Source organism: Pseudochrobactrum kiredjianiae (assembly GCF_030362795.1).
Lineage (GTDB): Bacteria > Pseudomonadota > Alphaproteobacteria > Rhizobiales > Rhizobiaceae > Pseudochrobactrum > Pseudochrobactrum kiredjianiae.
In genome coordinates this window covers 86,556-112,450 of the sequence record NZ_JAUCBM010000007.1, presented here as the reverse complement: position 1 = coordinate 112,450, position 25,895 = coordinate 86,556, and the positions used below count along the sequence as shown (strand labels likewise).

Genomic DNA, 25,895 nt, shown 5'->3' with positions numbered 1-25,895 from the left:
CAGATATGGGATTTTCAATATGACCACTAAACCACGTATTACGATTGAATATTGCATCCAGTGCAACTGGATGCTTCGCGCTGCCTGGGCAGCACAGGAATTATTGCAGGCATTCGGTGATGAGGTCGGTGAGATTGCACTTATCCCTGGTGGCGACGGCAACTACATTATCCGCCTGAATGATCAGATTGTTTGGGATCGTAAAGTCGAAAACGGCTTTCCGGAAACCGATGCGTTGGTCGCACGTATCCGTGAGACAGTGAAGGGCTGATGAGACTCTGGGCTTTATGTTGTATATAAAGACATAAGTGACTGATTTTTATCGTGAAATTAAAGCCGGTTACCTTGTGTGGCCGGTTTTTTATTTGTCGGGGCAAGGACTTGGGAGCAAGATTTGAGCTTTAGATTCTGCGATTGTGGTTTTGGCTGAGCGCCGGATAATTGGTGTATGACGGGTTGGAATGTCCTGTTATGCATTTAATTTCTGTAGCGAATAAAGACTAAATAGTTAATTTTATTGAGTAAAATAAGCTTTTGTCTGTATCTTATCCGGTTTTAAACGGGCAATTGCAAAGGCTTAGAATGCCGCTTTAAAAAATAGATTCTGCAAAGCTGGTCGCTATAAAAAACGTGGAGGTTGTGAAACGCCATTCTGGTGCAGCGCTGGCTGTTCCGGTGTCTTTTTCTGCTCATGATTGTCCGTATTATCCCCTAGCTCCAGCGCTTCGATCTTTGCGCCACGGCGGGTGACTTTAGAGGACGAAATCAGAATATCATCAATGTCGCGGCTCGCTTGCGAGAAGTGGGTTTGTAATTTACGTACCCGTTCATCAAGGCGCGCAACATCATCCATCAGCCGCACGACTTCGCCCTGAATAAGATGTGCCTGCTCCCGCATCCGCGCATCTTTGAGTACAGACTGAATCACCTGAATGGAGAGCATCAGCAGGGAAGGTGAGACAATCACCACGCGTGAGCGATGTGCCCGCTGGATAATGACCTCAAAATTCTCATGAATTTCCGCAAAGATTGATTCTGACGGCACAAACAGAAAAGCCGTATCCTGTGTTTCACCGCTGATGAAATATTTGGCGGCAATATCACGGATATGAACTTCCATATCACGACGAAACTGCTGTTCGTAATGGCGTTTGGCTTCCGGTGTTTCGGAGGCTTTCAGCGCATTCCAGCTTTCCAGCGGGAATTTGGCATCGACCACCAGCGAGGCTGTGCCATTGGGCATCCGTACAAGACAATCAGGCCGCATACCGTTGGATAGCGTGGCCTGAAATTCATAGGCACCCATTGGCAAACCATCGGCAATAATCGCTTCCATCCGTGACTGGCCGAAAGCGCCGCGCGTTTGTTTGTTGGCGAGAATGGCTTGTAACTGCACGACCTGTCCGGCAAGGGATTGAATATTATTTTGCGCGGTATCAATCACCGCCAGTCGCTCTTGCAGCTTGCTTAGGTTTTCATGGGTTGAACGGGTTTGTTCATTGATGCTGCGGCCAAGATGACTGGTCATACCATCCAGCCGGTCGCGGATCGATTTATTCAGTTCTGCCTGCCGCGAGCCGAAGAGCTCGGCCATGGTCTGAATGCGCCCCTGCATTTCTGCCTGACTTTTCAGGATGGAGTGCATCTGCATTTCTGCTTCCCGCGCGCGTTCTTCCGACTGGAACTGCGCATGGATCATCGCTCTGCTGTTACGGCCGGAGAGCCAGACCAGCATGACAATAAAGAGCAGCACAAAACTCGCCGCAAGCAGCAATGTCTGTGCAGGAATGGTGCTGAGTACATCCATAAAGGACGGCGGTGTTTCAGAGGCAGAAAATGTTTCCATTTGCAAAGATTACATGATTCGCGGTAAATATAAGAATAAAACGTGAACAGATTTTTGATGTGATCATGTAAATTATTGACGGCAGAGTGCTGAGAGATTAGATCGGACATCATTCAGATCAGGCCTGCCTTGCGGGTGTTCGATATTTTCAATGAATTGCGACACCGGCAATTGCAACAGCGGATAAATCTTATGACCATTAAGCCGATTATTTTTCTTCCTGATCCGGTTTTACGTCAGGTTTCAAAACCGGTTGAACGCTTTGATGCGGATTTGCGTAAATTCTCCGCTGATATGTTTGCCACGATGTATGATGCGCCGGGTATCGGGCTGGCTGCAATTCAAGTGGCCGAGCCGATCCGCATGGTTGTGATTGATCTGGCTAAAGAGGGTGAAGCGCCGGAGCCGCATGTCTTTATCAATCCGGTGGTGGTTGAGCGCTCAGATGAGCCGAGTTCTTATGAAGAGGGTTGTTTGTCGATCCCTGATTATTATGCGGAAGTGGAACGCCCTGCGACTGTGCGTGTGACCTATCAGGATATTGAAGGCAAACCGCAGGAAATCAAGGCTGAAGGTCTGATGGCCACTTGTCTGCAGCATGAAATTGATCATCTGGATGGTGTGTTGTTCATTGATCATATTTCCAAGCTGAAGCGGGATATGGTGATCAAGAAATTCAAAAAACTGGCCAAGACCCATGAGCCGGCAGCGGCCAAAAAAATCTGAAGCACGATTTGAGTTTCACTCAGGTCAGTGAAGTTATTTAGGCCGGTGTCTCGTAGGCCAGTATTTTCGTTAGGATAGTCTATGTCGTTACGTATTGTGTTCATGGGCACACCGGAATTTTCTGTGCCGGTGATGACAGCGCTGATCGGGCAGGGCTATGAGATTGTTGCCGTCTACAGCCAACCACCGCGCCCTGCCGGACGCCGTGGTCTCGAGCTGACCAAATCACCGGTTCATGAAAAGGCTGAAGAATTCGGCATTCCTGTTTTCACGCCAAAAAGTCTGAAAGGCGAAGAAGAACAGCAGATTTTCCGTGAGCTTAATGCGGATGTCGCAGTGGTTGTTGCCTATGGCATGTTGTTGCCAAAGGCCATTCTCGATGCGCCTGCACTGGGCTGCTATAATGGTCATGCGTCACTATTACCGCGCTGGCGTGGTGCTGCACCAATTCAGCGTGCGATTATGGCTGGCGATGCCGAGAGCGGCATGATGATTATGAAAATGGATGAGGGGCTGGATACCGGTCCTGTCGCCATGGTTGAGAAAATCACCATCACGCCGAATATGACCTATGGCGAGTTACATGATCGTTTGAGCATTACCGGTGCCGATCTGATGGTGCGTGCCATGGCGGCACTGGAGCGCGACAGTCTGAGGCTGAACCCGCAATCTGAAGATGGCGTGACCTATGCTTCCAAGATTGAAAAATCTGAAGCGCGGATCGACTGGTCGCAACCGGCGCAGGCTGTGCATGATCGTATCCGTGGCCTGAGCCCGTTTCCGGGCGCCTGGTGCGAGATGGAAATCAATGGCCAGCTCGAGCGCGTAAAAGTGCTGCGCTCGGTGATCGCTGATGGTGCAGGCAAAGCCGGAGAAACACAAGCTGGTGAAGTGCTGGACGGCCAGCTGGTGATTGCTTGCGGTGACGGAGCGGTTGCGCTGACACTGGTGCAAAAGGCCGGTGGTAAACTGGTGAGCGCTGCTGAGTTTTGCAACGGCGTTAAGCTGAGCCGCGGTGTGGTTTTGCCATGAGCCATTCGCCCGTCAAGCAGTTTGATATCCGTCCGGTCAGAGAGCAGGATCGCTCTCAGATTGATGGCGTGATCGCGGCTGCTTTCAACGGGAATGATGAAGTGCGTTTGGTGCGCCAACTGGTTGCAGACAATGATGTTGTGCTGGAATTGGTTGCTGAGGCGGAAGATGCAATCATCGGGCATATTCTGTTTTCGCGCTTATGGATTGAACAGGCGGATAGCCGTCTGGCTGCGGTTGCACTCGCACCGCTCGCAGTTTTGCCGGATCATCAACGGGCAGGCGTGGGGCATGCGCTGATGAAGGAAGCCCACAGGCTGCTCGTGCAACAGGGTGAAAAACTCAGCGTTGTTTTAGGTGATCCTGCTTATTACGGCAGTTTTGGCTATAGTGTTGAAGGCGCTGCCGGGTTTAAAAGTGCTTATCCGGCGCAATATTTGCAAGCGAAGTGCCTGACCGATAATGATCCTTGCCAGTCTGTGCAAGGACAACTGATTTATGCTTCTGCATTCGGAGACAATTGAGTGCCGCGTTATCGTCTGACAGTTGAATATGATGGTTCACCTTATGCCGGATGGCAAAGGCAGGATAATGCGCCGAGTGTGCAGGCGGCGATTGAAGCTGCGATTTTCAAATTTTGCGGTGAAAGCACTGCTTTGGGTACCGCAGGACGTACCGATGCAGGGGTGCATGCTTTTGCACAAACAGCCCATGTTGATTTGACGAGAGACTGGGCTGCATCCAAAATTCGTGACGCTGTGAATGCTTATCTGACACAGGCTGGCGACAGTATTTATTTGCTGAATGTAGAAAAGGTGCCGGATCATTTTGATGCGCGGTTCAGCGCTTTAGGACGGCACTATATTTACCGGATTGTTAATCGCCGTACACCATTAGCTCTTGATGCAAAACGTGCGTGGTGGGTATCACATAAGCTTGATGCCGATGCCATGCAGGAAGCTGCGCAATTACTCATTGGTACGCATGATTTTACAACATTCCGCTCGGTGCAATGCCAATCCAAAAGTCCTGTGAAAACGCTGGGTGTTTTGAATGTACAGCGTCATGGTGAAGTGGTTGAGGTGCGTGCTTCTGCCCGCTCTTTCCTGCATAATCAGGTGCGGTCATTGGTTGGCAGTCTTTATGAGGTTGGCAGGGGACGCTGGGAGCAGAGTACTTTGCTGGCTGCACTGGAAGCGCGTGATCGCAAAGCCTGTGGTGTGGTAGCGCCTGCCCACGGGCTTTATATGATCGGTGCGGATTATTCGCTTATTTTATAAGGCAAAAGCCTGCGGCTCATGAAGCAGGCATAAACCCTGCCAGATTTTGCAAGATAATTGTCAGCATGATGCTGCCTAATATCACTGAGACAAAAAAGGGTGCTGCAAAACTATGCGGTCTTTGCAGCGCCGCGCGGGTGAGTCTGTAACTGAGCAGTAATGTCACTAGAAAAAGGCCAAAGCCGATACCGGCAAACACCGCTGATAAATCCGGCAGCAGCAGATTAAGAAATGACAGCGGGGCATAGACCCACGCGAACAAAGCCGTGGCCCAGTTGGTTGCCACGACATAGGTCGAGAAACGGCGTTCCAACCCAAGGCTGCGGCTCAGGAAACCGATAATCACCAAGGGCAGCAGCCACACCACCATATCAACCGCACCAAGTTTGGCTGTATTGATAAGACGCAGCGCAGTTTCCCCGCTGTCTTCCGTATTCTCTGTAAGACGTGCAGCGATTTCAACCCAGCCGATCAGCATCGGCGGTATGGCAATCAGAATGGCATAAAACGACCGCCAGAAACCATCAGCATCGGTATTGAGATCATTCAGCGCTTCCGGATGACCGGTCATCGTGCGCCAGACTGCGGAGAAATAATACTGAATCTCTTCAAAACTAGGCATAGGCACCCTGCGCTAACGACGGATAGGTTCAGGTGCCTGTATTTTTACCGGCACCTGAAGGGCATATGAATCAGGCGAAAAAGTCCTCAAGGAATTTTTCATAAATTGCAGTGAGATTTTCAAGGTCGCGCAGCGATGTGCGCTCATTGGCCATATGCATAGTCTGACCAACAAGGCCGAACTCCACAACAGGGCAATAATCCTTGATGAAACGGGCATCGGATGTGCCGCCGGAAGTCGAAAGCGCTGCCTGTTTGCCTGTCACTGCTTTGATCGAGCCATTGAGTGCATCAATCAGCTTGTCATTGCGGGTCAAAAACACATGGCTTGGATCTTCACCCCAGATCAATTCATAATTGACCGGCTCAGCTTTGCCTTGTCTGAACGGGCTGTTCAGCGCTGCTTCTTGTAAACGGCGCGAGACTTCCTGTTGCAGGCTGTCTGCAGTCCATGTGTCATTAAAGCGGATATTGAATGAAGCGGTTGCTTTGGCCGGAATAACATTAGTGGCCGGATTGCCGACGTCAATCGAAGTGATTTCGAGGTTGGTTGCCTGAAAATTCTCAGTGCCCTGATCATAAGCCGGTATCAGCAGGCTGTTCAGCAGTGCCATAATACCGCGCACGGGATTATCGGCATTATGCGGATAGGCGACATGACCCTGTGTGCCATGAACAATAACCGTACCGGTGACTGAACCGCGGCGGCCGATCTTGATTGCTTCACCCAGACGATCAGGATTAGTTGGCTCGCCAACCAGTGAGGCATCCCATTTTTCGCCCTTAGCTTTCGCCCATTCCAGCACTTTGACTGTGCCGTTAATAGCGGGACCTTCTTCATCACCGGTAATCAGGAATGAAATATTAGGTTTGCGGTCAGGAAACTTTTGCAAGTAACGCGCTGTTGCCGCAACAAAGCAGGCGATGCCGCCTTTCATATCCACTGCGCCACGGCCATAAAGCTCGCCATTATCGATGACCGCGCCAAAAGGTGGATGTTTCCAGAGCGATAAATCACCTGTCGGCACCACATCTGTATGGCCGGCAAACATCAGGTGAGGGCCGGTTCCGGTCAGGCGGGCATAGAGATTTTCTATATCCGGCGTCCCCTCTGCGGTAAACACAGGACGGTCTATATGGAAGCCGAGCGGCTCCAGCATTGACTGAAGAGCGGTAAGGGCTCCGCCTTCTGCCGGCGTAACAGACGGGCAGCGGATCAGAGCGGCGAGATTTTCTGCGGGATCAAATGTGGTCATCATAATGAAGGCTTAGCAGATGCCGATTACCGGTGCATCCGGAATTTCCGTTCTGGCTCTCAACTTCTCACGGTAATGTGTTTTTCGCGCAATAAACGGACTCTTTCAAATGGTAATATTTCCGTGAGAAAAGTGTCATTGTCTTCATTTTGTGAACTATAAGAGATACAGATCGTTTGCTATTTGCGAACGATTAAGGACGATTTTTTGAGAAATTGTAAAATCTTTTCAGCTAAATTACTGTAATTGTTTATCAATTTAGATTAAAGATTTAAACATTTGTGGAAATGTGTTCTAAATTTGTAATTTTCGTAAAATTTACGTGAGTTGAAATCATAAACAATCAGGCATATCTCATGTTCATCGGAACGGCGCTCCTCCCAAGCACGTTCACATAAGTTGAACAAGGAATATGAAAATGAAAAAGATTATTTTGACTATTGCTGCTCTTACCATGACTGCCGGTGTAGCTCTTGCCGATAATCCAAATGTGGGCACACCGGACAATCTCTATGGCAATGACCAGACACCGGTGGTGACAACATCCACTGTGAAGAGCACTGCGCCTAATACTTATACTGACGGTTCTGCCAATGGTTTTGGTGACAATTCACCATCCAGCTACAACCGCTAATCAGGCCGATAATTTTACTGCGTATTATATGAAGATGATCTGCCGCTCATTCTGAAGTGTACCAAGACAGACCTCCCAAGCGTCCTGACCAGAGTGAACGGCACCTAAAAAGGAAGATTGAAATGAAAAAGATTATTTTGACTGTTGCTGCTCTCACCATGACTGCCGGTGTGGCTCTTGCCGATAATCCAAATGTGGGCACGCCAGCTGATCTCTATGGCAAGGATCAGACGCCAGTGGTTACAACATCCACTGTGAAGAGCACTGCGCCTAATACCTATACTGACGGTTCTGCCAATGGTTTTGGTGACAATTCACCATCCAGCTACAACCGCTAATCAGGCCGGTAATTTTACTGAGTATTTAATGAAGATGATTTGCCGCTCATTCTGAAGTGTACCAAGACAGACCTCCCAAGCGTCCTGACCAGAATGAACGGCACCTAAAAAGGAAGATTGAAATGAAAAAGATTGCTTTGACTATTGCCGCTCTTGCTATGACTGCCGGTGTTGCTATGGCTGAAAACCCAAATGTGGGTACTCCGGATAACCTTTATGGCAATGATACAACACCAGTCGCTGCTAACTTCACCCTTAAAAGCACACAGCCTACCACTTATTCAGATGGCTCAGCCAATGGTTTTGATGATCATTCACCTGCAAGCACACGTCGCTAAGAACGACTTGTGTCTGAAAATAAAAAGCGACAGGCTTGAAGCCTGTCGCTTTTCTTTTTGTCGTCATGAATAATTTTAGTCGCGCAGCAGATCATTGATCGAGGTTTTTGAACGGGTTTTTTCATCAACGCGCTTGACGATAACTGCGCAATACAGGCTTGGGCCCCAGTTTTCGCCCGGGACATTTTTACCCGGCATCGTACCGGCAACAACCACCGAGTAAGGTGGAACCTCGCCATAGAACACTTCGCCGGTCGCACGATCGACGATCTTGGTGGATTTACCGATATAGACGCCCATACCCAGCACGGAACCTTCACGGATGATGCAGCCTTCTACAACTTCAGAGCGTGCGCCGATAAAGCAGTTGTCTTCGATGATGGTTGGCTCGGCCTGTAATGGCTCAAGCACGCCGCCGATGCCAACACCGCCGGATAGATGCACATTCTTACCGATCTGCGCGCAGGAGCCGACAGTTGCCCATGTATCCACCATAGTACCTTCACCGACATAAGCGCCAAGATTGACAAAAGACGGCATCAGAATGGCATTTGGCGCAATATAAGCGGAGTGACGAACAACGCAGTTTGGTACAGCGCGGAAACCGGCTTGCGTAAATTCATTCGCAGACCAGCCGTCAAATTTGGAAGCCACTTTGTCCCACCAGACGGATTCACCAGGGCCACCTTTGATGATTTCCATCGGGTTGAGACGGAATGAAAGCAGCACTGCTTTTTTCAGCCATTGATTGACCGTCCAGTTGCCGTCGGCTTGTTTTTCAGCAACGCGTACTTTGCCCTGATCAAGCAACAACAGGGATTGTGCGACGGCATCACGGATTTCTCCGGTGGTTGATACCGACACTGTGTCGCGCTCATCAAAAGCTTTTGTGATAATTTTTTCGAGAGCTGACAGATCAAGTTGGGACATATTACTGCTCCTGAGGCGTTAAAACGCAGTTAATTCAGTTTTAATTCGGCGTTAAGACGAAAATAACGACGAAATATGTAAATTACGAAATATTTTCGGCAAATGATTAGGCTATGCTCAATGCAGGGTCAATCTTGGCAATGCCGCTTTTGCACTATATGCCTCAGTATCTGATCCAAAAGTCGCCATGCCGACCTGCAAAGAGCGATTTCTGCGTTTCCGGTACTCACGTACATTCAGTACGCTCCGTTCCGGTTCTCGAAATCACCCTTTTCGATGCGACCTGACGGTTTTTGATTCAGATATTCTAAGAAAACACGAACAGTGGCTCGCTGTGATGATTTATGGTGCTGCCACAACAGGATGATACTGCATGAATCCGCTTGAGAAAGACGGCTGGACACCTTTCAGCAATTCCGGTGAAACTGTTAAACGTGTGGCGGCGGTGCCGGATACACCGCAGACCCGTGCACCTGCCTATAAGCTGGCATTCAGTGATACGGAATTTATGACCAAGCGTGAATTGCGCCCGATCCGTTTGCAGCTTGAATTGCTGAAGCCGGAAATGGTTATGGAAGAACGCGGCATTAAATCAACCGTAGTGCTGTTTGGCGGTGCACGTATTCCTGAGCCGGGTGGTGAAGCATGGGCTGCGAAAAACGAAGTTCAGAAAAAGAACCTCGAAGCCAATTCAGTCTATTATGAAGAAGCGCGTGAATTTGCCCGTCGCTGTTCGGAATATTCGGCCTCTACCTATTACCGTGAATTCGTCGTTGTGACCGGTGGTGGACCAGGTGTGATGGAAGCGGGCAACCGCGGTGCTGCCGATATTGGTGCGCCGTCTATTGGCCTGAATATTGTGCTGCCGCATGAGCAGGCGCCGAATGCCTATGTCACGCCGGAACTGTGCTTCAACTTCCACTATTTCGCATTGCGCAAGATGCACTTCCTGTTCCGTGCCAAGGCTTTTGCAGTTTTTCCGGGTGGTTTTGGTACCATGGATGAGCTGTTTGAGACGCTGACCTTGATGCAGACCGGTCGTATGGAACGTGTGCCGCTGGTACTGTTCGGCAAAGAGTTCTGGACGAAAGCGATCAATATTCCTTATCTCTCCGAGCAGGGGACGATCTCACCGGAAGATCTGGAGCTGTTCCATTATGTGGACACGGCTGATGAAGCTTGGGCTGTGGTGAAAGACCATTATCAGCTTTAATTTTTAATCAGATCATATTGATTAAACGCCGGTGCAGTCTCTGTACCGGCATTTTTTATGGCTGATCGTCCGGCTTTTTCGGCGGATGAATGATGGTGACCAATACCACGGAGATAATCATCAGCAGATACCATGCGCCGAGCTTGGACAATGAGACCGGCACCCATTGGTCATGCTGCCCCGGATAGAGCCAGACGCGTGACCATGTGCCGATATTTTCGGCAATCCAGATAAACAGCGAGGTCAGGAAGAACGCCAGCAGCAGGGGCATACGATGGCGAAAGCGGAAGACGCGATAATGCATGCTGGTACGCCAGAACATCAGCCCCGTGACTGCGAAAAGTAGCCAGCGCATATCCGGTAAATAATGATGACTGAAGAAATTGATGTAAATGCCTGTAGCGAGCGCTAAAGTGAGCGGCAGCGGCGGATAGTTCGCCAGCCGGATGTCAAAAATCCGGTTGATCCGTGCCATATAGGAGCCGACTGCGGCATACATAAAGCCGGAGAACAGCGGCACGCCGCCGATACGGAACAGATTTTCTTCCGGATAAATCCATGATCCCATATGGGTTTTGAAGATTTCCATTGCGGTGCAAACAATATGGAAAATCAGAATGACTTTAGCTTCGCGTAAGCTTTCCAGTCGGCACAGCAGCATCAGCAGCTGAATGGTAACGGCTGACAGGAACAGGAAGTCATAACGTGTGATGAGGTGCGGCAGGGCAGAGCCTTCTGCCCAAAGAAATTTGCTGAGGATGATCAACCCGAGCATGACGCCGCCGAACAGACATGCCCATGCCTGCTTCAGCCCGAAAACCAGAAACTCCACCAGTGCACCGGACAAGCCGCGACGGGGCAGCTGATCGAGCAGCCGGTGTGCGGCTGCATCAATCATCGCCTCGAGTGAGGTAAAACGGCGTTTTCCGTTCACTGATTTATGCATTTTACGGGTGCAGAGCCGTCAGGAATTCAGTGAGATTGTCGGTGACAAAATCCACATGATCGGTAAAGGCCGGATCGCTTTCCCAGATTTCGCTAAAGTCCGGTTCAAAATTATTCGGCACAATCAGCACCGTGCGCATGCCGGTGGTTTTCGGCACAACCAGATTGCGTGCCAGATCTTCAAACATCGCTGCTTTTTGCGGATTGATACCACATTGTTTGTAGAACAGCTCATAGGGCGCACGTTCCGGCTTCGGCACCAGTTGTGCGGCAACAATATCGAAAATATCATCGAAACGGTCGAGAATGCCAAGCTGTGCCGCCGCATTTTCCGCATGTTTGCGGTCGCCGTTGGTATAGATAAATTTGCGGCCGGGCAGGCGGGCAATGGCCTCGCCTAACAGCGGATCGGGCTTAAGCCATGTGTAGTCAATATCATGCACTTTGGCGAGAAAATCGTCAGGATCAATATTGTGGCATTCCATCAATCCTTTGAGAGTTGTGCCATAGTCCTGATAAAACTGCTTCTGAACCTTGCGCGCCTCATCACGGGGCAGCTGCAGCAGTTCCGAAACATAGGATGTCATCCGCACATCCACCTGTGAAAACAGATTGGTATCATGCGGATAGAGGGTGTTATCCATATCAAACACCCAGTCTGTGACATGGGCGAAGTGGTGTGGTTCAGGTAAATTGGTCATGCGGATGTTATGCCATGAAGTTTGGCAAAGAGCAGCCTTTATTTATCGTGACCTTTAAGCGCTGAGGAGTGTGGCTTGTATTTGACGGCAGGGCAGGGCAAACAGGGCTGATATATTTATGTAAAACAGAAAAGCGCAGCATTATCATGGAACTCTGGATACCGATTACGATTGGCGCTGCCTTTATGCAGAATGTGCGCACAACACTGCAAAAGAAGCTGCAAGGCAAGCTCGGTACCAGAGGCGCCAGTTTTGTACGCTTCGGCTATGGTTTCCCTGTAGCTATTCTTTATGTGCTCGGGCTGCATTTTTTCGCAGAATTTGCTTTGCCGCAGCTCAATGGCACTTTCATGTTCTGGAGCGTTGTCGGTGGTCTGGCGCAGATATTTGCTACCATCATGCTGGTTTATTTGTTCACATTACGTAATTTTGCTGTGGGCACAGCTTATTCCAAAACCGAGCCGGTGCAGGCGGCAATTTTTGGTCTCATCCTGCTTGGCGAGCGCTTAACAACCGGTGCCGTACTGGCGATTATTGTCGGTGTATTGGGTGTCATGCTGATTTCAGTCGCGCGTATGCCGCTGAGCTGGGGTAATTTGTTTAAAGCGCTGGTTAGCCGCACGGCGCTGATCGGTATTGCATCGGGTGGTGTGTTCGGTATTTCGGCGGTTGCTTATCGCTCTGCTGCACTGTCATTGGATGGCCCTAACCCGATTATGCAGGCGGCTGTGACGCTCGCTTGTGTAACAACATTTCAGACAGCTTTTATGTTGGTATGGATGCTGATTAAGGATAAGAGTGAGATTGTGCTGGTGCTGAAATCATGGCGCTCATCATCGCTCGTCGGCCTGTCCAGTGTGCTGGGATCAATGGGCTGGTTTACAGCGATGGCGTTGCAGCAGGTGGCTTATGTGCGTGCGCTCGGGCAGATTGAACTGATTTTTACCTTCATCTCAGCAGTGTTTATTTTTAAAGAACGCATCAACCGTATGGAAGTGGCCGGTTGTGTATTGATCGTCACTGGCATTCTGTTTTTGTTGCTGTGGCAATAAACATTTATATTTCGCATTATCCATCGCAAAACCGGTGCCCACTTTTGCTGGAAATGCTTTATAAAAAACCCCGCAATCTGCGGGATTTTTTATAAGCTCTTTAGTTTACGGCACGATAAGCGTGCTTCTTAAATTATGGCACTATCAATGTGCCCCTAAGTTCATGGCACGATAAGCGTGCCTGCACCGTGCTCTGTAAACAGTTCCAGCAGAACCGCATGCGGGGTTTTACCGTTGAGGATAACCACGCCTTCCACGCCACGTTGGATTGCCTCAATGCAGGTTTCCACTTTAGGAATCATGCCGCCGGAAATGGTGCCGTCTGCAATCAGTGCCAGAGCATCTGCAACAGACAGTTCTTTGATAAGGTTTTTATTCTTATCCAAAACGCCCGGCACATCAGTGAGGAACAGCAGACGTGTGGCGGTCAATGCACCGGCAATCGCACCGGCAAACGTATCCGCATTGATATTATAGGTATTGCCGTCACGACCCGGTGCAACTGGCGCAATCACCGGAATAACAGCCGAGCGTGCCAAAAGGTCGAGCAGAGTGCGGTCAACTTCAACCGGCTCGCCGACAAAGCCCAGATCAAGCACGCGCTCGATATTGGAATCCGGATCGCGATAGGTCTTGTGGGCTTTTTCAGCAAAAACCATGTTGCCGTCTTTGCCGCACAGGCCGATTGCCCATTCGCCTTCGGCATTGATCATCGCCACGATTTCTTTGTTGATAGAACCGGCGAGAACCATCTCAACCACTTCAACCGTTTTGGCATCGGTAACACGCAGGCCGCCTTCAAAGCGGGATTCAATGCCGAGTTTGGCAAGCATTGCCGCAATCTGCGGGCCGCCGCCATGAACCACAATCGGATTGATGCCGGACTGCTTGAGCAGGGCGATATCGCGGGCAAAAGCCTTGCCGAGTGCCGCATCACCCATGGCATGACCGCCATATTTGACCACGACAGTTTTATTCTCATAGCGCTGCATAAATGGCAGCGCGGCTGAGAGAAGTTGTGCTTGGATTTCAGGGCTTGTCGCGGTCATGATCACTCCACGGCATGAAGGGTTATGTGAAAGATGGGGCGGCCACGTTAGAGCATTTCGTATTTAAACTGACTTGTCGAAATGCTCTATCTTTTTGTGTTTACGCACGCCTATGCCCAAAAGCGTCGCTCGCTTTTGGGAGACATGTTGTAGTGGCTCTATTCCTTGATCCGCAGGGCAATTGCTGCACGCACGGCGTCAAAGCCGATTGCCTTTTCTGAGGAGGTCGCAAGGATTTTCGGGAAAGCAGCCGGACGGCGTGCAATCGCTTTATGTGTTTCTTCCATCAGGCGCGGAACGCCTGCTTCCTTGATCTTATCGATCTTGGTGAGAATGATCTGATATGAAACCGCTGCTTTATCCAAGAGGTCAAGCACATCGGCATCATTTTTCTTAATGCCGTGGCGGGCATCAATCAGCACATAAACGCGCTTCAGGGTTGTGCGGCCGCGCAGGTAATCGAAGACCAGCCGTGTCCAAGCATCAACCATGGATTTCGGTGCTTCCGCAAAGCCGTAGCCCGGCATATCGACAAGTGCCAGCGGCGGCAGGTCGCCATTTTCACCGGAATAGCCATCCGGTACAAAATAGTTGAGCTCTTGCGTACGACCCGGGGTGTTGGATGTACGCGCCAAGCCATTCTGTCCGACAATCGCATTAATCAGGGAGGATTTCCCGACATTGGAGCGACCGGCAAAAGCGATTTCCGCAGGCCCTTCAGGCGGCAGAAATTTCATGGAAGGCACACCGCGGATAAAAATCCATCGCTTGTTGAAGAGAGCCTTACCCTCGGCAACAAGTGCTGCATATTTTTCTGCTTCTTTTGCGACGGCCAGTTCTGCTTCGGTCACTCAATTCTTCCTGTAACTTATCTTGGGTGTCATGACGGGATAACACTGTTCTTTATGGCATTGAGCTTTCAGTGGCTTTTGTCAACCGTCAATGCGCACCAGATATAAAAAAGCCCCCGAAGAGGGGGCTTTTCTTATTATTTATTTCTTGGCAGGCTTGTCATTCTTGGCCGGTGCCGCAGGTTCTTTCTTTTTGAACATACCTTTCAGATTGTCAAAAAGTTCGATCTTGGCACCCTGACGCTTCATAATCATGCCCTGCTGGAGAATGGACAATGTGTTGTTCCACGCCCAGTAGATAACCAGACCTGCAGGGAATGCAGCCAGCATGAATGTGAAGATAATCGGCATCCATGTGAAGATTGCAGCCTGTGTCGGATCCGGCGGTGTCGGGTTCATACGCATCTGCAGGAACATGGTGATACCCATGATCAGCGGCCATACACCAACCATCAGGATCGACGGAACATCCCATGGCAGCAAGCCGAACAGGTTGAACAGCGATGTCGGATCTGGCGCAGCAAGGTCATGAATCCAGCCAAAGAACGGCGCATGGCGCATTTCGATGGTGACATAGAGAACCTTATAGAGCGCGAAGAACACCGGAATCTGCACCAGTACCGGCCAGCAACCAGCCAGCGGATTGATCTTTTCGCGCTTGTAGAGCTGCATCATTTCCTGCTGCTGCTTAACTTTGTCATCCGCATATTTTTCGCGGATTTCCAGCATTGCAGGCTGCATCATCTTCATGCGGGCCATCGACTTGTACGATTTGTTGGCCAGCGGGAAGAACAAACCCTTCAGCAGAATGGTTACGACCAAAATGGCGACACCGAAATTGCCGGAGAATTTATAGATCCAGTCGATGAGGTAGAACATCGGCTTGGTAATGAAGTAGAACCAGCCCCAGTCGATCAGCAGTTCGAACTGCTTGATGCCGAGCTTTTCTTCGTATTCTTTGATCTTGGCAACTTCTTTGGCGCCGGCAAAAACGTGATTTTTGACCACGGCGTTCTGACCGGCAGCAATTGTTATCGGCGCGCTGAGGAAATCAGCCTGATAACGCGGTGTGCCATCGGTAAAGTAAGAGAAGCGTGCTTCATAGCTTTCGTTCTGCGGCGGAATCAGTGTCGCAGCCCAATACTTGTCAGTAATACCGACCCAGCCGCCTGTCGCTTTGGCAAGCGGCTTGTTTTTCTCGTCTTCGATCTTGGAATAGGAGATTTCCTGCAAGCCCTGATCACCGACGACGCCGATCAGACCTTCGTGCAGCACATAGGTGCCGCTGGCATGTTCAGGCTTTTCGAAGCGCGTTACGCGACCGTAGGAGCTGAGAGAAACAGCCGCTTCAGTCGGGTTGGTGATCGTATCTTCAACGGCGAACATATAGTTCTCGTCAACGGAGATCACGCGTTTGAACTGGATGCCTTTTTCATTGGCATAGGTCAGCGTTACCGGTGTTGAAGGGGTGAGCTTGTCATTGCCTTCAATATTCCATTCGGTCGCAGGCCCCGGAACAGTGCCGATCGCATCATTGCCGGAGAAGCCGAGCTCAGCGAAATAGGCCTTTTTCACGCCCGATGGCGCAAGCAGTTCAATTTCAGGAGAGGTCGGATCAACGGTCTCGCGATAATCTTTCAGGAAAAGATCATCAAGGCGGGCGCCGACAGTATTGATCGAGCCGCTGACGCGCGGTGTATCAATGCTGATACGCTTGCTCTGGGTCAAAGCAACGTCACGGGTCAGAGGCTGTGCGGCAGGAGCCTCGGCGGCCTGACCCGGAATGCCAGCCTGAGGAGCGCTGCCCTGAGGAATGGTATTGGATGTCTCGCCATTAGCCGTTGTGGGTTGGGCTGCCTGATTGTTCTGAGCTTCAATCCGTGCCTGTTCTTTCTGAGCCTCAGTCTTGGGCCCCAGATAGAATACCTGCCAGAGAGTGAGAATCAGAATCGACAGGCCAATGGTGAGAAAGAAATTACGATTTTTTTCCATTGACGGGTCCTGGTTCCTGTCAGTTCATTATTCATTGAAATTGCATCCGTAAGGCTGCACTGTCTCAACGGATAATATGCTGGCTGACAGAGCGTTGTGCAGATTATGCCCCATACCTGTCAGAGTTAAGTGCCTGCCTTATAATACGAGCGGTTCAGAAAAGCGAACGCTCAGACACTATAATTCAGGCCTTTTTGTTAGGCAGCTCTTTAAACCGCCTGCTAAGCTCTCTGGTCAGTGCGCTGAAGGGAGCATTTAAGGTTTCCCTGCGTGCAACGACGACATAATCGGTTTGCGGAGCCATTGCGGCTTCAGTGAGTGCGGCGGCAGCTTTAAGACGGCGACGAATCCGGTTGCGGATAACCGCATTGCCGTTTTTCTTGGTAACCGTGAAGCCAATACGCGGGCTGTCACCGGTTTTTGCCTGTTTGCTGGTCGCCTCATCGCGCTGTTTAACTTCCATCAGGAAATATTTGCCGCGACGCTTTTCTCCGCTACGCATAGCCAAAAACTCCGCTCTCTTACGAAGGCGGAGTGTTTTGGTCTGCTTTTTTGCTTGTTGTGTCACCGCGTCACCCGCGGAGGCAGCATTATGCAGAAAGCTTGCCACGACCGCGTGCACGGCGGGCTGCAATAACTTTACGACCGCCTGGTGTTGCCATGCGTGTACGGAAACCGTGACGACGCTTGCGGACGAGTTTAGATGGCTGATATGTGCGCTTCATTTGTTTAATACCGCGGTGTGCGGCCCTTCTTAAGTCTGTTTTTTAACAGGAGCTGGTTCGGGCGCGGTCTATTAAAGACCTGCATATAATGCCTGAACGTGGGGCGGCTTATAAATGCAGGCGGGTTTTGAGTCAAGAATGGCGCGCAATATTCGGCAGGTTTGGAGTTTGCACTGTGAAATATGAAAAAATATGTGCTGTTTTTCGTTTTCTTCGTCGCAGCAAATAGTCTTTATGCCGTTTGCTGATTATAAAGCCGGTATCGAATTTACAATGAGAGGAAAAGACTATGTCCATTAAACGTTTAGAATCCGGCAAGCGCATGAGCGGTGCGGTTGTGCATGGCAATACTGTTTATCTGGCCGGTCAGGTTGGTACAGAAAATGCCAGCGTAACCGAACAGTGCAAAACTGCTCTGGCAGAAGTTGATCGTCTGCTGGCCGTTGCCGGTACAGACAAATCCAAGATCCTTCAGACCATCATCTGGCTCGATGACATGAAAGATTTCGCAGAAATGAACGCCGTTTGGGAAGCATGGGTTGATCCTGCAAACACACCGGCACGCGCAACCGGTTCTGCCCATCTGGCAACACCGGGCTACAAAGTTGAGTTCATCGTTACTGCTGCTCTCGACTAATTTGTTTCCGGTGCCGCAGGTTGTTGCCTGCGGCACCGGTTTTTTATTCTGCTGCCTGAGGCTGAGGTTGTGGCTGAGGCATAGCCATACGGATACGTTGTGAGTAGCCTTCACGGCTGCCCTTTGCCTGTTCGCTGATATCGGCGTTGAGACGCATGGATTGTACATTCGTTTCCGCTGTGACGATCAGCTGTTTCTCAAACATATATTCAGGCAGATAGCCTGAGAGCAAAACGCGGTAATCAAGCGCGATGGACGGGTCGAGTATCCGAGCCATGTCAAATACAACCGTTGTGCAATTGGCGGTCAGCGTATTATAGAAACCGGCCTCTTTGCTCAGGCGGTTACCTGTGTCGGTATAAAGTCTGAAAAGCTGGCGCGCCTGTTCGGGTTCAATATCGACATGATAGCGATAGACCCGCTCACCACGTATATTGGTACGCAGATAAACAATGTCGCTTTCTTCCGCTGCAATCATCGCCAGTTCGAAATCTTTGAAGAAGCCGCCGATTTCCGAGAATGCCTGACCGCGCTTCTTGCGGATTTCCGCTGAGAACACGATCTGTCGCCCATCCTCAAAGCCGAAGCTGACTAAAGTGTGTGCAATTGCAGGGCTCGACCAGTAGGACAGAAACAGATCAACACTTTTGATCTTGCTGAGGTTGTAATCAGCACTTTTCCAGTTAGTGGTGAAATCTTTTTCCGTGCGCCAGTCAAAGTCACGGATATGATCGAGGCGCACCATGTCACCATTATATTCAGCGGTGACGGTTTGCGAGACTTCCGGCGCCCAGTCCCGGTTCAACAATGGTTTGATTGTGTGCCACCAGATCAGCAATACGGCGAAGACAACGGCAAAAATGATAAATGCTGCCTTGCGATAGTTTTGCAGATCGGAAAACCAGAGAGTGCTGAGTGCTGCCAGTGCAATCAATACCCACAGGCCGATCGCCGCATAGGTTATCAGGCGCGATTCCGAGAGTTGGTAATAAAGCGCAAGACTTCCCCAGATCGTGATGATGATGAGAACCAGACTAAAAAAAGCCTGTGCCAGAAATGTCAGAAAAATCAGAGCTGGTTTATATGTCATGCAGTTTCGCTATTGGCTGGGAGGAGGGCAGGAAAGCTATACAGAATTATTTATCATCCGGCATTAAGTTAAAATAATTATGTATGGCATGTTTTCGCCGCGATTGCGTTTTAAACAATGTGCTTGTGTAGAGGACTGATGCATGGCGTCATTGAAAATACTCTCAACGGCATTCAGCGCACAAATTTATCGTATTGTTAGATTATTTTAATATTTGTCCGGCAAAATTTCTCTTATGGTAAACAAATTCTTCAAACTCTCCGCTCCTGCTGTTTTGGCCGGACTATTGGTCTCAGGACTGCCGCAAATTGTTTTTGCGCAGGTTGAGCACCCGCAGGTCGATAGTGCTTCGGGTAATGCGGCATTTATCAAGAAATCTGATACAATGACGCCCGCTCCGGGCGCAGGGGTGATGATGCATAATCCGAAAAAACCTGTCACTGAAACAGCGAATGATGCGGACAAGGCGGTGAAAGAGGTTATTTCCCGCAGTCAGAAGTTCGTTTATCACTTTACCAAGCCGGAGAATGGCAGTGGCGATACGATTGTATTGTTGCATGGCTCGGGTGGCGATGAAGCAAGTCTTGTGCCTTTTGCGCAAAAAGTCTGGCCGCGTGCCACATTGCTCGGTATTCGCGGACGGGTTTTGCAGGAAGGCCGTACACGCTGGTATGCACGTATTACACCGGTGAAATTCGACCAGAAAGACGTGCGTACTGAAGCAGATGCTTTCGTTCAGTTTCTGACGAAATTATCGGAAGATGATCAGATTGATCTGAGCCGCACCACTTTTGTCGGCTATTCCAATGGTGCCAATTTGTTGGCGGCAGCGATGATGCTCCATCCTGATTTGGTGAAGAAGGCTGTGCTGATGCGCTCAATGCCGGTGCTGGATCACACGCCGGTCGCCAATTTGAATAAGGCTAAAGTACTCGTGGTAACCGGTGCCGACGATAAAATGTATGCGCCTTTTGCACCGGCTTTGTCGGACTTGTTGCGCAGCAGCGGTGCCAAGGTTGATGCCCGTGTTGTTAAGGCAGGACATATGATCGGCGATCGCGATGTGTCACTTGTGACTGCATGGTTCTCGGGGCAGGGGCCTGATGGCACGCCTGCTATGTCACAGGCTGTGACGCCGAAGGTGAAAGATAAGGCCGATAAATCCAAACCTCTGCCGGATGCGCAGGAACCTGCCACGCAAAGCGAGCAGGCATTGGAGCAGTCTAAATAATTTAGAGCACATCCCGAAAAGTGTGTAGCGGTTTTCGGAAAAGATGTGTGTCAAAACAAATGATTAAAGCGCCGATCTGATCCAATCAGATCGAAACGCGCTCTAAAAGCAAAAGGCGGTTTTGAAACCGCCTTTTTTATTACCATTTGATATTGATGAGACCGCAGTCGCCGCTCTCGGAGCCATAGGCAAGGCGTTCGCCGCTTTTGTCCCAGCCCATTGAGGAGATGGCACCTTTGCCCGGACGGCGCAGTAGCACTTCTTTCTGATCGGCAAAACGGCACAGCAGCACCATGCCGTCCTGGTAACCGACAGCCACAATATCTTCGACCGGATGACAAGCAACGGAGGTAACCATTGTGTCTCCGCGCAAGCCAAGTTCCAACGGGGCTTTGCCCATCGGACCGTCTTTGCCTGCAAACGGCCAGATAATAGCGGCCGGAGCGCCGGAGGTCGCCAGCCATTTGCCTTTAGGGCTCCATGACCAGTCTTTAACCTTGGCCGGATAGCCGGTCATGCGCATGTTACGGTTATCTTCCAAACGCCAGCCATGCAGGGCATTTTCCTGCATTGAGGTGATCAAAAAGCGCCCGTCCGGCGAGAAGATTGCGCCGGTATGCGCGCCTTTCCATTCCAGATCGACCGGTTTGCCAGCGGTGCCTGCCCAATGCAATGTCGCGCCATTATAGCGCGCAACGGCAAGACGCAAACCTTTAGGAGCAAAAGCCACACCTTCGACACTGCGTTCATGGGCGAATTCCGTGGTCTTGCCCTTGGCTTCACACACCCATGCAGTGCGGCCGGAAGCATAGGCCACTGCACCATTCGGGCCACTGGCCACGGCAGTAATCCATTTACGTGGCAGAACGGCGAGTTCTTCCACATTGCCTTTACCGTCGGTCTGGCAGATACGACCGTCTTCACCACCGGTAATCAGCGCTTTATTGTCTGCCGTTGGTGTAATGCACAACAAGCCGTCATGCATCGTGACTGTTTTATGGGCTTCATCCAGCCAATGGAGTGTACCATCAGCCAGCGCGAAATAGGCATTATCATTAAGGAAGCCAGCTTTCAGGCAGTGGCTTCCCAGATCAATAGGGGCAATCGTCGGCATGATTATTTACATTTCTCGAAGCCGGAACGCAGTGCCTGCTCGTTCAGATTACGGCCGATAAAGACCAGACGGCTTTCGCGTTTTTCGCCCTCTTTCCACGGACGCTGGTGATCGCCTTCGATAATCATATGCACGCCTTGCACCACGTAGCGGTCATCATCCTCGGCAAAGGCAATAATGCCTTTAAGACGCAGAATGTCTGGGCCTTGCACCTGCGTTACATTCTGAATCCACGGGAAGAATTTTGCAGCATCCAGTTCACCGGTGCGCAAAGAGACAGACATAACGGTAACGTCGTGAATGGCTGAAGCATGCCCATGGTCGTGTCCGTGGTTACAGTCAGGACCGCAAGTATGATCGTGGTGATGGTGGTCATGGTCGTGATGATGTCCATGGTCATGCTTGTGGTCGTGCCCGTGGTCATGATCGCAGTCAGGGCCGCAAACATGATCTGGATGATCATGGTCGAGGAAATGCGGATCATTATCGAGCGCACGTTTCAGATCAAAAGCACCGCGATCCAGCACTTTGGTCAGGTCAATTTCTGCGCGCTGGGTACGGTGAATAATGGCATGCGGGTTGATGGCGCGGATGGTGGCTTCCACATGGGTAAGTTCCTGCGCATTCACCAGATCAGTTTTGTTCAGCAGAACCACATCGGCAAAAGCGATCTGGTCTTCAGCTTCCTGACTGTCTTTCAGGCGCAGTGGCAGATGCTTGGCATCGACGAGGGCAACCACAGCATCAAGCTGGGTCTTGGCGCGCACATCATCATCCATGAAGAATGTCTGGGCAACCGGCACCGGATCAGCAAGACCGGTGGTCTCGACGATAATCGCATCAAAACGACCAGGACGACGCATCAGGCCTTCAACCACGCGGATCAGGTCGCCGCGCACGGTGCAGCAGATGCAGCCATTGTTCATTTCATAGATTTCTTCGTCGGACTCGACGATGAGATCATTATCAATGCCGATTTCACCGAATTCATTGACAATCACAGCATAGCGTTTGCCGTGGTTTTCGCTGAGAATACGGTTGAGCAGGGTGGTTTTACCGGAGCCGAGATAACCGGTCAGAACTGTTACCGGAATTTTAGGAAATTCAGTTGCTTGGGTCGCAACCTGATCTGCTGCTGGGCTATTGCTCATGGGGTGAGTGCCTCTTCATCGTCAGAATTTTTACCGGATCGGGTAACGGGTGTTCAATCCGAGCCGGACTGTGTGTTGAAATCTTTGTGCATATAAGAACTGCGAAACCGTAATTCTATAGAACAGACTAGCTATATAGAGCAATCACTTCTGCAGCTTTGCCGACAGATTTCAAAGTGTCGGAGCTTCACCAAAGGCCGAGATGTCGAAGCGATGCACATCTTCCATTAAGCCGGTGAGACCCTTGACGGCATGGGCGATGATCTTTTCACCGTCTTGTGCATTGGCACGCAGTGCATTGCCGGCGGCACCCTGTTTGTTCAAATCGCTCATCATCCAGCCGAAAGCATGGGGGCCATAGGCACGCAGATATTGATAATCTTCAATAAGTTGCCCCTGCACATTGGTGAAATTCTGTGCCTTGTCCATATGCACAAGCTCCGGCGCCAAAGCCAGCATCACCGAAGTTTCAATATAGCCCGCATGAATATCCAGATGCTTTTGTTCGAGGCTGATCAGTTCTTCCGGTATGCCGAAGCGTGTCCAATGGGTGGCAACCGCCAACATACCTAAACGTGCGCGCAATTCTGTCGCGACAATGGTGGCAAGCGGGGAGTTGCCGCCATGGGCATTGAGAATAACCAGCTTGCGAATATTGGCGGCACAAAGATTTTCACCAATACCGACCCAGCGGTTCACGGCTTCGGAAAAAGCCAGCGTGCGGCTGCCTTCCACATCCATATGCTCAACGGAATAGCCGACCGGTTCGGTGGTCAGAAAGCGGGCGGTAATATGCTCCGGCAGATTATTGGCAAGGCGCGCAGCAATACCGTCTGCAATAATCGTATCTGTTTCAAAAGGCAGATGCGGACCATGTTGCTCGTGCGCACCGAGAGGCAAGACGGCGATGAGATTGTCCGGAACGGTTTCCTGCACAGGGTCGCTTGCAAGTATTGCTGCAGGCTGGGTGGTTATTTCAGAAAGGGCGGAACTAGCGTGCTGGTTGATCTCCGGCAAAATATTTCTCCTCTGATTGTGCAGGTCAGACAATAGCATAACGGGTGCGAGCCCCTGCGGCTATTCTAAATACGCCTTTGAGGCGCATTTGAAAGGATTGTCTCATTGAGTGGCCAATCAGACTGCTGCTTGTCAGTGATGAATCCTTCAACTAGGTTGTATATCAGAGACGATGCGCACAGATGGGAAGACGATGAGTAAGTCAGGTAAAGCCGGTATTCTTCAGCCGTTACAACATAGTGCGCGGATGATGCGGACAGTTCTTGCAACACGGTTGCTGGAACACGGGCTTTATGCGGGGCAGGATGCCGTGTTGCTCAAACTCGCCGAAGAAGATGGTTTACCGCCCGGAATTCTGGCGCAGCGTTTAGGCGTGCGTCCGCCGACCGTGACCAAGACAATCAGCCGTTTACAGGCGCAAGGTTTTGTGACCAAGCAGGCATCAGTCAGCGATCAGCGTCAGACACATGTGTTTCTGACCGAGCAGGGGCATGATGTTATCCGCATCATTGAGAAACTGGTACGCAAAACAGAGAAAGACTGTTTGCGTGGTTTTGAAAAGAAAGAGCGTAAAGTACTTTTAAAGTTGCTGGCGCGGATGGAAAATAACCTCAATGCCGTTTCTGCGGGTCGCCCGTTGCGTACAGTTGCGATTGACGAGCCGACTACTGATGAAGATGCACTTGGTGATAGTGAACTTGATTAAGTTTGTTCAGTATCAATATTGCCTGCAAATTATGCTCTAATTTTAAAGTGTTAGAGCGACCTTTGTGTGCCAAGTCTGGCACACGGCGCTCTAAAGCCACTTTCACGCAGAAAAAAGGCTTTGAGCGGCTTCAGTTGAAATTGTATGGTTGAGCCGCTCAAAGTATTAATTTGAACGCATTATCCTTACGCAAAACCGCTTCGCACTTTTGCTGGAAATGCTTTATTGTATAATTTGCCAGACAAGATGCAAAAAACCGGCTCGCTATTTGCTTAAGGATAATCTAGAGCTTGATATGCAGAGATGAGATGAACATTGCGGATAGACAGAATTATTTGCAGATGTTTATCGTGACAGCGGATATGTTTGTTCAATAAGGGGCGGTCGGCTTTTGGCCCAGAAAATCAAACTTTCAACGATTGCTGATGCGCTTGGCGTATCAACGGCCACGGTTTCTCTGGCGTTGCGTGACAGTCCTTTGGTGGCGGATCAGACCCGCGACCGTATTAAGGAACACGCCCGCACGATCGGCTATATTTATAATCGCCGCGCTGCCTCTCTTCGCACATCCCGCTCCGGTATTATCGGTGTTGTAGTTCATGATATTATGAACCCGTTTTTTGCTGAAATTCTGCGCTCAATTGAAACGGAACTCGACCGTTCCCGCCAGACTTTCATTCTCAGCAACCATTATGACCAGCTGGAAAAACAGCGCACTTTTGTTGATACACTTTTGCAGCTTGGCGCAGATGGTGTGATTATGTCACCGGCCATTGGCACACCCGCTGAAGATATTGAACTGCTTGAGAATAATGGTCTCCCAGTGGTGCTGATTGCCCGTAATGTTGAAGGCGCAGATGTGCCGGTGTTTCGCGGCGATGATGCCTATGGCATCAGCCTTGCGACCAACCATCTGATTTCCCTCGGGCATACCCGCATTGCGATGATCGGTGGTACAGATCAGACCTCAACCGGTCGTGACCGCTATCAGGGCTATGTCAATGCAATGGAAAAAGCGGGTCTGACGGTAAAGCCGGAATGGCGTATTCCGGGGCCGCGAACCAAACAGGGTGGTTTTGAAGTCGCTCCGCAGTTTCTGTCTCTCAAAGACAAGCCGACGGCAGCTGTGTGCTGGAATGATCTGGTTGCTATCGGCCTGATGAATGGTATTGCCCGTGCCGGTCTGGTACCGGGTGAAGATATTTCTGTGACTGGTTATGACGATCTGGAAGAGGCGGCAATTGCCACACCTGCACTGACAACGGTCTGGAACGGCCAGCGTGAAGTCGGTCGTCAGGCGGCGCGTGCGCTGCTGGATCAGCTGAACGGTGTTGAAATGCACAGCGATCAGCCACTGATCAAACCTGAGTTACATATTCGCCAGTCGACTAGCAAGCCCAATTGAATGCTCTTGGTCGTT

At 50.4% G+C, this 25,895-nt stretch carries 29 protein-coding genes; 14 read left to right on the top strand and 15 right to left on the bottom strand.

Translation table 11 applies throughout. The features are described 5' to 3' along the window. Positions 1 to 19: 19 nt before the first annotated feature. A complete protein-coding gene (locus QUF18_RS14315; protein ID WP_289387909.1) occupies positions 20 to 271 on the top strand; it encodes an Rdx family protein in 252 nt (83 codons plus the stop codon). Positions 272 to 619: 348 nt separating this feature from the next. On the opposite strand, the gene QUF18_RS14310 is transcribed toward QUF18_RS14315, so the two are convergent. After that, on the bottom strand, positions 620 to 1,807 hold the full coding sequence (locus QUF18_RS14310; RefSeq protein WP_374807178.1) for a DNA recombination protein RmuC: 1,188 nt from the start codon (positions 1,805 to 1,807) through the stop codon (positions 620 to 622). A gap of 231 nt (positions 1,808 to 2,038) precedes the next feature. Between QUF18_RS14310 and def the strand changes: the two genes are divergently transcribed. The 4 genes from def to truA all read left to right on the top strand — a co-directional run bounded on the left by def (position 2,039) and on the right by truA (position 4,884). After that, a complete protein-coding gene (gene def / locus QUF18_RS14305; protein ID WP_289387908.1) occupies positions 2,039 to 2,572 on the top strand; it encodes a peptide deformylase in 534 nt (177 codons plus the stop codon). 81 nt (positions 2,573 to 2,653) lie between these two features. Then, entirely contained in the window at positions 2,654 to 3,604 is a 951-nt protein-coding gene (gene fmt, locus QUF18_RS14300; protein ID WP_289387907.1) for a methionyl-tRNA formyltransferase, read from the top strand. Continuing rightward, positions 3,601 to 4,128, top strand: a complete 528-nt coding sequence (locus QUF18_RS14295; RefSeq protein ID WP_289387906.1) for a GNAT family N-acetyltransferase — start codon at positions 3,601 to 3,603, stop codon at positions 4,126 to 4,128. Before fmt ends, QUF18_RS14295 begins: the two co-directional genes overlap by 4 nt. Continuing rightward, positions 4,129 to 4,884, top strand: a complete 756-nt coding sequence (truA, locus tag QUF18_RS14290) for a tRNA pseudouridine(38-40) synthase TruA (protein ID WP_289387905.1) — start codon at positions 4,129 to 4,131, stop codon at positions 4,882 to 4,884. A 16-nt stretch (positions 4,885 to 4,900) separates the two neighbouring features. Here the strand turns inward: truA and QUF18_RS14285 are convergent, their stop codons facing one another. Together QUF18_RS14285 and dapE are read right to left on the bottom strand one after the other, a co-directional pair. Next, positions 4,901 to 5,506 carry a hypothetical protein gene (locus QUF18_RS14285; RefSeq protein WP_289387904.1) on the bottom strand — a complete coding sequence of 202 codons (606 nt, stop codon included), beginning with the start codon at positions 5,504 to 5,506 and terminating at the stop codon, positions 4,901 to 4,903. Positions 5,507 to 5,576: 70 nt separating this feature from the next. Continuing rightward, positions 5,577 to 6,764 (bottom strand): succinyl-diaminopimelate desuccinylase, encoded by a 1,188-nt coding sequence (gene dapE / locus QUF18_RS14280; protein WP_289387903.1) that lies wholly within the window; start codon positions 6,762 to 6,764, stop codon positions 5,577 to 5,579. A gap of 415 nt (positions 6,765 to 7,179) precedes the next feature. On the opposite strand from dapE, the gene QUF18_RS14275 reads away from it, so the two are divergent. From QUF18_RS14275 to QUF18_RS14265, 3 genes are all read left to right on the top strand, one after another. Further along, positions 7,180 to 7,395: a hypothetical protein gene (locus QUF18_RS14275; RefSeq protein ID WP_289387902.1), complete on the top strand. Its 216-nt coding sequence runs from the start codon at positions 7,180 to 7,182 to the stop codon at positions 7,393 to 7,395. Positions 7,396 to 7,517: 122 nt separating this feature from the next. After that, a complete protein-coding gene (locus QUF18_RS14270) occupies positions 7,518 to 7,733 on the top strand; it encodes a hypothetical protein (RefSeq protein WP_289387901.1) in 216 nt (71 codons plus the stop codon). A gap of 122 nt (positions 7,734 to 7,855) precedes the next feature. After that, entirely contained in the window at positions 7,856 to 8,071 is a 216-nt protein-coding gene (locus QUF18_RS14265; protein ID WP_289387900.1) for a hypothetical protein, read from the top strand. Between the two features lie 75 nt (positions 8,072 to 8,146). On the opposite strand, the gene dapD is transcribed toward QUF18_RS14265, so the two are convergent. Further along, the gene (gene dapD / locus QUF18_RS14260; protein ID WP_289387899.1) at positions 8,147 to 9,001 is read right to left on the bottom strand and encodes a 2,3,4,5-tetrahydropyridine-2,6-dicarboxylate N-succinyltransferase; all 855 of its coding nucleotides are present in this window, start codon (positions 8,999 to 9,001) and stop codon (positions 8,147 to 8,149) included. 373 nt (positions 9,002 to 9,374) lie between these two features. Between dapD and QUF18_RS14255 the strand changes: the two genes are divergently transcribed. Beyond that, positions 9,375 to 10,214 (top strand): LOG family protein, encoded by an 840-nt coding sequence (locus QUF18_RS14255; RefSeq protein WP_289387898.1) that lies wholly within the window; start codon positions 9,375 to 9,377, stop codon positions 10,212 to 10,214. A 55-nt stretch (positions 10,215 to 10,269) separates the two neighbouring features. On the opposite strand, the gene QUF18_RS14250 is transcribed toward QUF18_RS14255, so the two are convergent. Continuing rightward, complete coding sequence (locus tag QUF18_RS14250) at positions 10,270 to 11,160, bottom strand: DUF817 domain-containing protein (protein ID WP_289387897.1); 891 nt, start codon at positions 11,158 to 11,160, stop codon at positions 10,270 to 10,272. Between the two features lies 1 nt (position 11,161). Then, positions 11,162 to 11,860, bottom strand: a complete 699-nt coding sequence (locus QUF18_RS14245; RefSeq protein WP_113945137.1) for a pyrimidine 5'-nucleotidase — start codon at positions 11,858 to 11,860, stop codon at positions 11,162 to 11,164. Between the two features lie 146 nt (positions 11,861 to 12,006). Here QUF18_RS14245 and QUF18_RS14240 point away from each other — a divergent pair, with 146 nt between their 5' ends. After that, entirely contained in the window at positions 12,007 to 12,912 is a 906-nt protein-coding gene (locus tag QUF18_RS14240; RefSeq protein WP_289387896.1) for an EamA family transporter, read from the top strand. Between the two features lie 161 nt (positions 12,913 to 13,073). On the opposite strand, the gene argB is transcribed toward QUF18_RS14240, so the two are convergent. The 5 genes from argB to rpmH form a co-directional block, all read right to left on the bottom strand. Beyond that, the gene (gene argB / locus QUF18_RS14235) at positions 13,074 to 13,961 is read right to left on the bottom strand and encodes an acetylglutamate kinase (RefSeq protein ID WP_374807172.1); all 888 of its coding nucleotides are present in this window, start codon (positions 13,959 to 13,961) and stop codon (positions 13,074 to 13,076) included. Between the two features lie 158 nt (positions 13,962 to 14,119). After that, entirely contained in the window at positions 14,120 to 14,812 is a 693-nt protein-coding gene (yihA, locus tag QUF18_RS14230; RefSeq protein ID WP_374807173.1) for a ribosome biogenesis GTP-binding protein YihA/YsxC, read from the bottom strand. Positions 14,813 to 14,953: 141 nt separating this feature from the next. Then, positions 14,954 to 16,804: a membrane protein insertase YidC gene (gene yidC, locus QUF18_RS14225; RefSeq protein ID WP_289387895.1), complete on the bottom strand. Its 1,851-nt coding sequence runs from the start codon at positions 16,802 to 16,804 to the stop codon at positions 14,954 to 14,956. Positions 16,805 to 16,988: 184 nt separating this feature from the next. Next, positions 16,989 to 17,372 (bottom strand): ribonuclease P protein component, encoded by a 384-nt coding sequence (gene rnpA / locus QUF18_RS14220; protein ID WP_289387894.1) that lies wholly within the window; start codon positions 17,370 to 17,372, stop codon positions 16,989 to 16,991. Positions 17,373 to 17,394: 22 nt separating this feature from the next. Then, on the bottom strand, positions 17,395 to 17,529 hold the full coding sequence (gene rpmH, locus QUF18_RS14215; protein ID WP_113945134.1) for a 50S ribosomal protein L34: 135 nt from the start codon (positions 17,527 to 17,529) through the stop codon (positions 17,395 to 17,397). Between the two features lie 289 nt (positions 17,530 to 17,818). On the opposite strand from rpmH, the gene QUF18_RS14210 reads away from it, so the two are divergent. Next, positions 17,819 to 18,166 carry a RidA family protein gene (locus tag QUF18_RS14210; RefSeq protein ID WP_289387893.1) on the top strand — a complete coding sequence of 116 codons (348 nt, stop codon included), beginning with the start codon at positions 17,819 to 17,821 and terminating at the stop codon, positions 18,164 to 18,166. Between the two features lie 43 nt (positions 18,167 to 18,209). Here QUF18_RS14210 and QUF18_RS14205 read toward each other — a convergent pair whose 3' ends face one another. Further along, on the bottom strand, positions 18,210 to 19,256 hold the full coding sequence (locus QUF18_RS14205; protein ID WP_289387892.1) for an Lnb N-terminal periplasmic domain-containing protein: 1,047 nt from the start codon (positions 19,254 to 19,256) through the stop codon (positions 18,210 to 18,212). A gap of 235 nt (positions 19,257 to 19,491) precedes the next feature. Here QUF18_RS14205 and QUF18_RS14200 point away from each other — a divergent pair, with 235 nt between their 5' ends. Continuing rightward, positions 19,492 to 20,487 (top strand): alpha/beta hydrolase, encoded by a 996-nt coding sequence (locus QUF18_RS14200; protein WP_289387891.1) that lies wholly within the window; start codon positions 19,492 to 19,494, stop codon positions 20,485 to 20,487. A gap of 139 nt (positions 20,488 to 20,626) precedes the next feature. Here the strand turns inward: QUF18_RS14200 and QUF18_RS14195 are convergent, their stop codons facing one another. The 3 genes from QUF18_RS14195 to QUF18_RS14185 form a co-directional block, all read right to left on the bottom strand. Beyond that, a complete protein-coding gene (locus QUF18_RS14195) occupies positions 20,627 to 21,601 on the bottom strand; it encodes a WD40 repeat domain-containing protein (RefSeq protein ID WP_289387890.1) in 975 nt (324 codons plus the stop codon). A 2-nt stretch (positions 21,602 to 21,603) separates the two neighbouring features. Continuing rightward, positions 21,604 to 22,752 carry a CobW family GTP-binding protein gene (locus QUF18_RS14190; protein WP_289387889.1) on the bottom strand — a complete coding sequence of 383 codons (1,149 nt, stop codon included), beginning with the start codon at positions 22,750 to 22,752 and terminating at the stop codon, positions 21,604 to 21,606. Positions 22,753 to 22,923: 171 nt separating this feature from the next. After that, positions 22,924 to 23,688 (bottom strand): creatininase family protein, encoded by a 765-nt coding sequence (locus QUF18_RS14185; protein WP_289387952.1) that lies wholly within the window; start codon positions 23,686 to 23,688, stop codon positions 22,924 to 22,926. A gap of 274 nt (positions 23,689 to 23,962) precedes the next feature. Between QUF18_RS14185 and QUF18_RS14180 the strand changes: the two genes are divergently transcribed. Then, positions 23,963 to 24,475, top strand: coding sequence for a MarR family winged helix-turn-helix transcriptional regulator (locus QUF18_RS14180; protein ID WP_289387888.1), 513 nt, complete (start codon positions 23,963 to 23,965; stop codon positions 24,473 to 24,475). Positions 24,476 to 24,866: 391 nt separating this feature from the next. Continuing rightward, entirely contained in the window at positions 24,867 to 25,880 is a 1,014-nt protein-coding gene (locus QUF18_RS14175; protein ID WP_289387887.1) for a LacI family DNA-binding transcriptional regulator, read from the top strand. Positions 25,881 to 25,895 lie beyond the last annotated feature (15 nt).